Source organism: Actinacidiphila alni, assembly GCF_900112845.1.
Lineage (GTDB): Bacteria > Actinomycetota > Actinomycetes > Streptomycetales > Streptomycetaceae > Actinacidiphila > Actinacidiphila alni.
Window position 1 is genome coordinate 374416 of sequence record NZ_FONG01000007.1, and the last position, 9693, is coordinate 384108.

At 72.2% G+C, this 9693-nt stretch carries 10 protein-coding genes; 5 read left to right on the top strand and 5 right to left on the bottom strand.

The features are described from left to right. Positions 1-3 precede the first annotated feature (3 nt). Both BM076_RS14820 and BM076_RS14825 read right to left on the bottom strand, forming a co-directional pair. Positions 4-1437 carry an endo-1,4-beta-xylanase gene (locus BM076_RS14820; RefSeq protein ID WP_093713952.1) on the bottom strand — a complete coding sequence of 478 codons (1434 nt, stop codon included), beginning with the start codon at positions 1435-1437 and terminating at the stop codon, positions 4-6. 150 nt (positions 1438-1587) lie between these two features. After that, positions 1588-2748: a LacI family DNA-binding transcriptional regulator gene (locus tag BM076_RS14825; protein ID WP_093713953.1), complete on the bottom strand. Its 1161-nt coding sequence runs from the start codon at positions 2746-2748 to the stop codon at positions 1588-1590. 239 nt (positions 2749-2987) lie between these two features. Here BM076_RS14825 and BM076_RS14830 point away from each other — a divergent pair, with 239 nt between their 5' ends. The 3 genes from BM076_RS14830 to BM076_RS14840 all read left to right on the top strand — a co-directional run bounded on the left by BM076_RS14830 (position 2988) and on the right by BM076_RS14840 (position 5354). Beyond that, positions 2988-3725, top strand: a complete 738-nt coding sequence (locus tag BM076_RS14830) for a DUF4230 domain-containing protein (protein WP_093713954.1) — start codon at positions 2988-2990, stop codon at positions 3723-3725. 61 nt (positions 3726-3786) lie between these two features. Continuing rightward, positions 3787-4329: an effector-associated constant component EACC1 gene (locus BM076_RS14835; protein WP_143120570.1), complete on the top strand. Its 543-nt coding sequence runs from the start codon at positions 3787-3789 to the stop codon at positions 4327-4329. Between the two features lie 8 nt (positions 4330-4337). Next, positions 4338-5354 carry a hypothetical protein gene (locus tag BM076_RS14840; RefSeq protein WP_093713956.1) on the top strand — a complete coding sequence of 339 codons (1017 nt, stop codon included), beginning with the start codon at positions 4338-4340 and terminating at the stop codon, positions 5352-5354. A gap of 23 nt (positions 5355-5377) precedes the next feature. On the opposite strand, the gene BM076_RS14845 is transcribed toward BM076_RS14840, so the two are convergent. Continuing rightward, entirely contained in the window at positions 5378-6151 is a 774-nt protein-coding gene (locus BM076_RS14845) for an oxidoreductase (RefSeq protein WP_093713957.1), read from the bottom strand. Positions 6152-6231: 80 nt separating this feature from the next. On the opposite strand from BM076_RS14845, the gene BM076_RS14850 reads away from it, so the two are divergent. Then, a complete protein-coding gene (locus BM076_RS14850) occupies positions 6232-6822 on the top strand; it encodes a TetR/AcrR family transcriptional regulator (protein WP_456151209.1) in 591 nt (196 codons plus the stop codon). A 48-nt stretch (positions 6823-6870) separates the two neighbouring features. Here BM076_RS14850 and BM076_RS14855 read toward each other — a convergent pair whose 3' ends face one another. Continuing rightward, a complete protein-coding gene (locus BM076_RS14855) occupies positions 6871-7425 on the bottom strand; it encodes a TetR/AcrR family transcriptional regulator (RefSeq protein ID WP_093713958.1) in 555 nt (184 codons plus the stop codon). 97 nt (positions 7426-7522) lie between these two features. On the opposite strand from BM076_RS14855, the gene BM076_RS14860 reads away from it, so the two are divergent. After that, a complete protein-coding gene (locus BM076_RS14860; protein ID WP_093713959.1) occupies positions 7523-8983 on the top strand; it encodes an MFS transporter in 1461 nt (486 codons plus the stop codon). 24 nt (positions 8984-9007) lie between these two features. On the opposite strand, the gene BM076_RS14865 is transcribed toward BM076_RS14860, so the two are convergent. Further along, positions 9008-9529 (bottom strand): STAS domain-containing protein, encoded by a 522-nt coding sequence (locus tag BM076_RS14865; protein WP_177246447.1) that lies wholly within the window; start codon positions 9527-9529, stop codon positions 9008-9010. Positions 9530-9693 lie beyond the last annotated feature (164 nt).

Genomic DNA, 9693 nt, shown 5'->3' on the forward strand with positions numbered 1-9693 from the left:
TGCTCAACTCACGGTGCAGGCGGTTCCGTTGAGGGTGAAGCCGGTCGGTGCCGGATTGCCGCCCGACCAGTCGGCGTTGAAGCCGAAGGACGTCGAACCGCCGGCCGGGATCGCCCCGTTGTAGGAGAGGTTCGTGGCCGTCACGGCGGTCCCGCTCTGGCTGACCGTCGCGTTCCACGCCTGGGTGACGGTCTGGCCCGACGCGAAGGTCCACTTCAGCGACCAGCCGTTGACGGGTGCGGAGCCGTTGTTCTTCACCGTCACATTGGCGGTGAAGCCGGTGTTCCACTGGTTGACGCCGTAGCTGACGGCGCAGCCGCCGCCACCGCCGGGCGGTGTGGTGGGCGGTGACGTGGGGGGCGAGGTCGGCGGCGTGGTGGTCGTGCCGCCGCCCAGCGCCGTACGGACCGCCGCGTAGGCGGGCTTGGGCTGGTAGTTCTCGTCGTAGAGGGTCGCCGCGCCCTGTCCCGGGAAGGTGCTCGGCACCCACGAGGTGGCGTCGGTGAAGCCCCAGACGGTGATGCCCGCGCAACGGGTCACGCCCAGGCAGTCGTTGACGACCGCCGCGTAGTCGTTGGCCTGCTGCTGGAGCTTGCCCGCGTCGGACGGGGTCTGCATCCGTACGTCCAGCTCCGTGATGGCCACGTCCACGCCGAGGTCGGCGAAGCGCTGGAGGTTGGCCTTGAAGGTGGACGGCACCTGACCGAGGATCAGGTGCGCCTGGAAGCCGACGCCGTCGATGGGGACGCCCTGCTGCTTCAGCGACTTGACGAGGTTGTACATGCCATCGCTCTTGGCGCCCGTGCCCTCGACGTTGTAGTCGTTGAGGTAGAGCTTGGCGGCCGGGTCGGCGGCGCGGGCGGCCTTGAAGGCGTCGGCGATGTAGGAGACGCCGAGCTGGTTGTACCAGAGGTCCTGGCGGAAGGTGCCGTCCTCGTTGAACGGCTCGTTCACCACGTCCCAGTGGACGACCTTGCCCTTGTAGTGGGTGACCTCGTCGGTGACGTGCTTGACCAGGATGCTGTGCAGCTCGTCGTTGCTGAAGCTGCCGGAGGTCAGCCAGTTGGGGAGCTGGCTGTGCCACACCAGGTTGTGGCCGCGCACCTGCATGTCGTGCGCCTGCGCGAAGGTGACGATGGAGTCGCCGGGCGCCCAGTTGTACGTGCCGCGGCTCGGCTCGACGGTGTCCCACTTCATTTCGTTGCCTGGAGTGACACTGTCGAATTGGGTGCCGGCGATCGAGGCGCTGGTGCCGCTGAGTTCGCTCGCCATCAGGGCGGTGCCCATGTAGACGCCCTTGGCGGCGGCCAGGTCGCGCAGCGGCGGGTCGGCGGCGTGTGCGGAGGGGACGGTGACGGCGACCAGGGCCGCGGTCGCCGCCAGCAAGGCGGCGCCCGATCCGCCGATGACGGATCTCAGGGCTCGCGTGGAGACCATGGGGTGGATACCTCTTCCAAGTGGGGGATTGGATCAGGTAGTTCGGTGCTCTCACTGTCGCGTCGGCGAGGCTTCGAATGTTTCGAAGAACATTCCGACTGCGGCGCAGACCCTACGGGCACCCCACCCGAGCGTCAACACCCCCGGCAATCACCGCACTTCGGACGCGTCCCCGCCACCGTCCGCCGGGCCACCGTCACCCGGCGCGTCGGCGACCGACGGCGGGCGCGTACTGCTGCGCTCCACCAGCCGCGTCGCCAGGTCCACCCGCAGCGTGCTGGGCTCCTTGCCGCGGCTGAGGTCGAGCACCAGCCGCGCGGCGGCCTCGGCCATCTCGGTCAGCGGCTGCCGCACCGTGGTCAGCGGCGGACTGATCCAGCGGGACAGCGGCAGGTCGTCGAAGCCGACCACGCTCAGGTCGCCGGGGATGCTCAGCCCCAGCTCACGGGCCGCCTCGTACAGGCCGAGCGCCTGGAGGTCGTTGCCGGTGAAGACGGCGGTGGGGCGGTCGGGCAGCCGCAGCAGCTCCAGGCCCGCGGCGTATCCGGCCTCGTGGTGGAAGTCGCCGGCCCGCACCAGGGCCGGGTCGAAGGCGACGCCCGCGGTCTCCAGCGCGGCGCGGTAGCCGTCGATCCTGGCCCGGCTGCACATCATCCCGGCGGGTCCGCCGATCACACCGATCCTGCGGTGCCCCAGCTCCAGCAGGTGGCGGGTGGCGGCGACACCACCCTGCCAGTTGGTGGCGCCGATCGCCGGCACGTCCTCGCCGGGGTCACCCGCCGGGTCCATCACCACGAACGGGATGTCGCGGCTGATGAGCTGGGCGCGCTGGGCCGGGTCCAGCCCCGACAGGACCAGGATCACGCCGGTCGGGCGGCGGGCCAGCACCCCGTCGACCCAGGTCTGGCCGGGGCTGAGCCGGCCCGCCGACTCTGAGAGCACCACGCTCAGGCCCTCCTGCCGGGCGACGTTCTCCACCCCGCGGATCACCTCCATCGCCCAGGCGCTCTCCAGCTCGTGAAAGACCAGGTCGAGCAGGGGCGCGGGCTGTGCGTTGCCGCGCCGCCGCTGGTAGCCGTGCAGGCGCAGCAGCTCCTCCACCCGACTGCGGGTGCCGGGCGCGACATCACCGCGACCGTTGAGCACTTTCGAAACAGTCGGAGCCGAGACGCCCGCGGCACGGGCGATCTCGGCGAGGGTGGCCGCGCCCGCGGAACCGGTCGCGGCGGACCGGCCCGCCGCGTCCGCGGTGCCATTGGGCGGGGACGCGGGCCGGTCGGGGGTCTGGGACGGTACGTCTGCGGCGCTCATGACAGCGATCGTAGCCCGCCCCCACCGCATCCGTCCGACCCCGGGGGCCCTCGAATACCCCGGCAACAGTCGGTTTCCTTTACGAATCATTCTCCCGCCGGGCCGGTCGCGTGCCGGTTCCCGGACGCGGTGGGGTAGACGGCAGCCCGCTGACATATCAACTCCCCTACGTCGTCCGTCTGTTCGGGCCATGGAACGGCGGACCCCGGGTAACCGGCATCTCAGGAGGTGACGCGATCATGGCGATCAGTGGTGCTGCGGGGCGGATGCCCTGGTGGGCGCGGGCGGCGGTGGGTGTGGTCGTGCTGGCTCTGCTGTTCCTGCTGCTCGGCAAGGCCGATCTGCTGCCCGGAATACCGAACCCGTTCGCGGAGAAGGACAAGGACCGCAGCGGTCCCGTCCTGCTGAAGTCGATCCAGGACATGAACCGCTTCGAGGGCGCGAGCGGCAACTTCGAGGTCGTCGTCGACCTGGAGAAGGACGCCAAATTCCTGCCGTCCGCGGTGCGCGGCAAGCGCACGCTGTACGTCGGGGCGGGCAGCGTCGACGCGTACGTCGACATGGGCCACGTCGGCGCCGACGCCGTAAAGGTCTCCGACGACCGCAAGTCCGCGACCGTACGGCTGCCGCACGCGGCACTGGAGCGTACGGCCCTGGACACCAAGCACTCGTACGTGGTCTCGCAGCAGCGCGGGCTGTTCGACCGGATCGGGGACTTCTTCGGCAGCAACCCCGGCAACGCGCAGCAGCTCAATGAGCTGGCCGCGCAGAAGATCCAGGACGCCGCCAAGAAGACGGAGCTGGGTGCGCGGGCGGAGACCAACACCAAGTTCATGCTGGAGCATCTGCTGACGTCGCTCGGCTTCGAGCATGTGCAGGTGCTGTTCGGTCCGCCGCCGAAGACCGCGCCGAGCGCGTCGCCGAGTACGTCGAGTGCGTCGCCGAGCGGGAGCCACAGCGCGAGCCCCAAGTCCTGAGCCAGGCCCTAGGCTGGGTGCCCCGAACGGGACCGGCGCCAGGGGGGCGACAGTGCGATTGGTGGTCGAGGTCGAGGAAGGCCCGCCGCAGGGGCCGAGGTACGGCGCGGACACCGGACCGCGGTCGCTGGAGCGGCAGTTGCGGAACGACGGGGGCGACGACTGGCTCGTCGCCCCCTCCTCGCCGTTCACGCACCACGCCCCCGAGGCGTCCGGCCTGATCGACGTGCAGCTCGTGTCGACCTCGGGCGTCGTTCCGCTGGCCCGGTCGCTGCTGTCGTGGCTCGACGCGCACGACGGCCGGACCCGGCTGACCGTCCGCCGCGCCGGCCGGCCGGAGACGGTGGAGGTCACGCCCGGGCCGCCGGACCGGCTGGCGACGGCGCTGGCCGGTCTGCTCACGGACGCACCGTCCGGGAGCGGCGACGCGGGTGCCCGGCCGACCGCACCGTACGTCTCCGACCGCGATGTCCACTTCGGTGACGTCGCCGCCCGTCCGGGCAGCAGCCACTTCAGCTCGGGGGACAGCACGTACAACGACGGCGGTCTGCTCGGTGTCACGCCGCCCGGGCCGCCGTTCGGCGACGACGACGAGGACGAGTAGAGCCGCTCGTGGGAGACATCGCCAAGGGTGTGCTGGGCGGGGCGTGGACCCTGCTGGTCGGCTGGGTGCTGCCGACGGCGCTCAATCTGAGCGTCTTCTTCTTCGCCGTCGCGCCGACCCTGCGGCACACCGCGCCGGTCACCCGGCTGTGGCCCGGCACCCGCACCGACGCGGCCTTGCTGCTGCTGGCGTCGTCCGTGCTGCTCGGCCTGGTGCTCAGCGCCCTGCAGAATCCGCTCTTCCGCATCCTGGAGGGCTATCTGCTGTGGCCGGAGCGGGCGTACCGCGCGGGCTGCGCGCGGCACGGGCGGATCAAGAAGCTGATGTCCGACCGGCTCGTCCTGATCAGGCTGGCGCGGCGCGAGGCGGAGGCCCCCGCGCGGCTGACCGCCGAGGACACGGCGCGGCTCGCCGCCCTGCGCGCCGACCCCCGGCTGACCGCGGTCGCCGCCTCCGACGCGCGCCGCTCGGCCACCCAACGGGCGCTGCTGCGCGAGAAGTTGTCGCGCTATCCGCTGGACGACCGGCAGATCGCCCCGACCCGGCTCGGCAACGCGATCCGCCGCTTCGAGGAGTACGGCTACGACCGTTTCCGGCTGGACACACAGGTGCTGTGGAACGAACTCACCGGCACCGCACCGGAACAGATCCGGCGGCAGGCCGAACTGGCCCGGGTGAACGTCGACTTCTTCGTCGCGCTGCTCTACGGGCACGGCCTCGTCGCCCTCGCGGCGGTGCTCTCGCTGACCGCGGCCGACCCCGACACGCTGCCGCTCACCGTGGCGGCCGTGGTGCTGTGTCTGCTGATCCCGGTCTGGTACCGCTGCGCGGTCGTCGCGACCGACGAATGGGCCGCCGCCGTAAGGGCGTTGGTGAATGTCGGCCGCAAGCCGCTGGCCGAGTCGCTGGGGCTGCGGCTGCCCGCCGATCTCGCCGCGGAGCGCGCCATGTGGACGCTGGTCACGCGCCAGTCACGTACCGCGTACAGCGACCGTACGGCGGCGCTGGACGCGTACCGCGCCTGAACCGGCGTTGTCCGTACGGCGGTTCAGACCACCGGGATGATGCCGCCGTCGACCCGGTATTCGGCGCCGGTCAGCCACTTGGCGCGGGCCGAGGCGAGGAAGGCGATCATCTCGGCGACGTCCTCGGGGTCGCCGGGCCGTCCCATCGGGACCTTCAGGTGGTCCACGAGGCGCTGCTTCATCTCGTCGAGGCCGAGGCCCTGCGCGTCGGCCATCTGCCGAAGGTGGTCGGCGGCGCCCTCGGTGACAACGAAGCCGGGCAGCACGCACACCACCCGCACCCCGTGTTCGCCGACCTCGGTGGCCAGTTCGCGGCTGTACGCGTTCAGCGCCGCCTTGGCCGCCGCGTACGAGACCTCGGTCCGCTGCGGGAAGCGGCTCGCGATCGAGGAGACGTGCACGACGACGCCGGAGCCGCGCTCGACCATGCCCGGGACCAGGGCGCGGTCGAGACGTACCGCGCTCAGCAGATTCATCTCCAGGTCGGCGAGCCAGGAGGCGTCGGACCGCCGCAGGGTCGGGGCCGGCGCGGTCGCCGCGCCCGCGTTGTCGACCAGGACGTCCACGCCGCCGACGGTGTCCAGCACCCGCCGGGCGAGATCGGCCGCGCCCTCCTGCGAGCGCAGGTCGGCGGGGACGAAGGTGACCGGCAGGTCGTCCGGCGGTGCGGTGCGCGAGGCGGCCAGTACGGTCGCGCCGCCCGCCGCGAACCGGCGCGCAGTGGCCAGGCCCAGGCCCCGGCTGGCGCCGGTGACCAGCACCCGCAGGCCGCGCAGGCCGTCGTCCGGAATCGTCATGGGAGTGCTCCTTCAGTAAAGTGAACCCGACTCCGGAAACTGTACACATAAAATGAACCGGCCTCACCTTAGGAGGACCGTTGCCCCCGTCCCGCCAGCCGTCCCAGGCCCGGCCGCTGCGCGCCGACGCCCGCCGCAACCGCGAGGCGCTGCTGACCGCCGCCCGCGAGGCGTTCCTCGCCGGGGACACCGACGCCCATGTCGAGGAGATCGCCCGCCGCGCGGGGGTCGCCGTCGGCACCCTCTACCGGCACTTCGACACCCGCGAGGCCCTGGTCGCCGAGGTCTACCGCCAGGAGGTCGCCGACCTGTGCGCCGCCCCGGCCCGCCTTCTGGCCGAGCACGGCCCGGACGAGGCGCTGCGCCGCTTCCTGCTGCTCCTCGTCGAGCACGCCGCCGTCGGGCGCGGCATGGGCGAGGCGCTGGAGAGCATCATGGCCACCGACTCCCCCGTCTTCGACGACGCCCGCAGCGACATGGCCCACGCCCTCGACACCCTGCTCACCGCGGGCACCGCCGCCGGCCTCGTCCGCCCCGGCGTCGACGGCCGCCTCCTCCTCCGCGCCCTCGGCGGCATCTGCGGCATGCGCGCCCACGGCTGGCAACAGGACGCGATCCGCATCACCGAACTCGTCCACGACGGCCTCCGCCACACCGCCTCCCGCACCTGACCGCCTCGCCTCAACCGCCGCACGCCCGGGGCGAGTCGGTCTCCGCGCTCAGTCGATCCAGCGGAGGCCGGCGAGGGCCGCGTCGAGGATGGGGCGGCGGTATTCCGGGGTGCCCGGGATCTTCGCGATGGCCACCACGAGGTCGAGGATCTGGTCGAGGTCGAGGTCGCCGGCGATCTGCCGCGCCTCCTGGGCGGCGGTGAGCAGCGGCCGGCCGGCCGCGAGCATCCGGCCCCGGCTCTGGAAGACGGGATCGGTCGTGTCGGTGTGTTCGAGCAGCCCGATGACGACCGGCCGCTTGGCGGTGACGTACTGGAAGAACCGGCGCAGCCAGGCCATGAGCCGGTCCTCCGGGGTGTCGCCCTCGACGGTCGCGGCGGCGGCGCACACCTCGTCGATCTCGTCGACGAGCAGGGCCTCCAGGAGCTCGTGGCGGGTCGCGAAGTTGCGGTAGAGGGTGGCCTGGCCGACCCCGGACCTCCGGGCGACCTCGGCCATCGACGTCTCGGCCCCACCGGCGGCGAACGCGGTGCGCGCCGCGTCGAGGATCCGCTGGCGATTGCGGGCGGCGTCGGCCCTCCTGGAGGGCGGATGGTCGGTCATTCACGCGTCCTTGCATAAGTGGACAGGGTCTCCGTATTATCTGGACACCCTCTCCGTTTCCATCGGGGACTCTACCGAATCCGTCCGGGGATCCGTCATGAGCACAGTCAACACCCCGGGGCCGACGGCGCCGGCCCGCACGTCGCCTCCCGTCCACCGCCGGCTCGTACTGGCCATCTGCTGTCTCAGCGTGGGCGTGACCGGCATCGACCTGTCCATCGTCAATGTGGCGCTCCCCTCGATCGGCCAGGACCTGCACGCCTCGGTCAGCGGCCTGCAATGGACGGTCGACGCCTATGCCCTGGTCATGGCGTGCCTGCTCCTGCTGTCCGGCTCCATGGCCGACCGCTTCGGCCGCCGGCGGATCTTCCAGCTCGGGCTCGCCCTGTTCTCCCTCGGCTCGCTGCTGAGCGCCGTCGCGCCCGGCGTCGGATGGCTGATCGCCTTCCGCGCCCTGCAGGCGGTGGGCGGCTCGATGCTCAATCCCGTCGCGATGTCGATCATCGTCGGCGTCTACACCGATCGCGCCGCACGCGCCCGCGCGATCGGCGTGTGGGGATCGGTCATCGGCGTCACCATCGCGGCCGGGCCCGTACTCGGCGGGCTGCTGGTCGACGGCATCGACTGGCGGTCGGTGTTCTGGGTCAACGTCCCGATCGGGGCCGTGGCCATCTGGCTCACCCGGCGGTTCGTCCCCGAGTCCAAGGCGGTCCGGCCGCGCGCGTTCGACCCGTACGGCCAGGCGCTGATCGTCGTCCTGTTCGCGTCGGTCGTCGCCGCGACGATCGAGGGGCCGCGGCGCGGCTGGGCGGACCCGTGGATCGCCGGGCTGTTCGCGCTCGCCGTCCTGGCCCTCGCCGGGCTGCTGGTCGTCGAGCCCCGGCGCCCCGAACCACTGATCGACCTGCGCTTCTTCCGCAGCCCGCCGTTCTCGGGGGCGAACACGATCTCCGTCGCGATGTCGGCCGGCCTGGGCGGGTTCCTGTTCCTCAACACCCTCTACCTCCAGGACATCCGCCACTTCAGCCCGCTGCGTGCCGGGCTGATGATCATCCCGATGGCGGTGGGGCAAGCCGTGGCCGCCCAGCTGTCCGGGCGGCTGCTCGCCTCCGGAGGACCCCGCTTCCCCCTCGCGCTCGGCGGCGCGCTCCTGGCCGTCGGCGGCTTCCTCCTCGTCCCGCTCACCGCGCACACCGCGAGCGTCTACCTGCTGGCCGCCTACGCCGTCTTCGGCCTCGGCGCGGGCATGGTCGGCCCGCCGGTCACCAATACCGCCGTCTCCGGACTGCCGCCCGACCAGGTCGGCGTCGCCGGCGCGCTCGCGGCGAGCGCCCGCCAGTTCGGCAGCGCCATCGGCGTGGCCGTCACCGGCTCGATCGTGGCCGGCACCGGAGCCGGTTTCATCGACGCGAGCCGCACCGCCTGGGCCGTGCTCGGCGGCTGCGGGCTCGTCGTGCTCACGCTCGGCACCGTCTCCACCAGCGGCTGGGCCCGGGCCGCCGCCGCCCGCAACGGCCGGCGCCTCGCCGGCGAATCCGGCACCGCGGGCGAGGGGTAGCGCGGCGGCACGCGCGGGCCGGTCTCAGGCGGCGTGCGGGCCGACCCATCGGGAACCGACCGGGGTACGGGGTTCGGGCGGCCGGTCCGACGGGGCCGCGTCCGTACCGTCGCTCCCGGATCCGTACGTCCCGGCACCGCACGTCCCGGCGCCGACCCGCTCGCCGCCGGCCTGCCCCGATCCGTACGTCCCGGCGCCGGCCGCCTCGGCGGCGTCCTTCCCCGTACGGCCGAGCAGCGGGCCGGTGCCGGTCAGGTCGAGCAGGCGGCGTACGGCCGGGCTGACGTCGGACAGGTGCAGTGTCGCGCCGGTCCGGTCGGCGACGGCGGCGGCTTTGAGCAGGGCGTTGAGGCCGGTGCAGTCGAAGAAGTCCACCCGGCTCAGGTCCACCTCGAGCCGGTCGCACGCGCGCAGCACATTCCCGGTCAGCGCCCGCCCGAACGTCTCGGCGTTGGCATGGTCGATCTCGCCGCTGACCGTGGCCCACACAGCACCGTCGGCGTGCGTCAGGTGCACGATCAGGCCGCTGGACGGATGGGTGATCACCTGAGGATTCGGTGCCGCCTCGGCTCCGGCCCCGGGAAAAGGTCGTCGCTCTGCTGCGGACATCTCAAGGCCCTCTCTCATCGGCGTGCGGCGTCCCTCTCATGCTGGCCACCGACCGGGAGGCACGTCAAGTAAAACGTGAATGAGAATTCATCCTTTGCGGA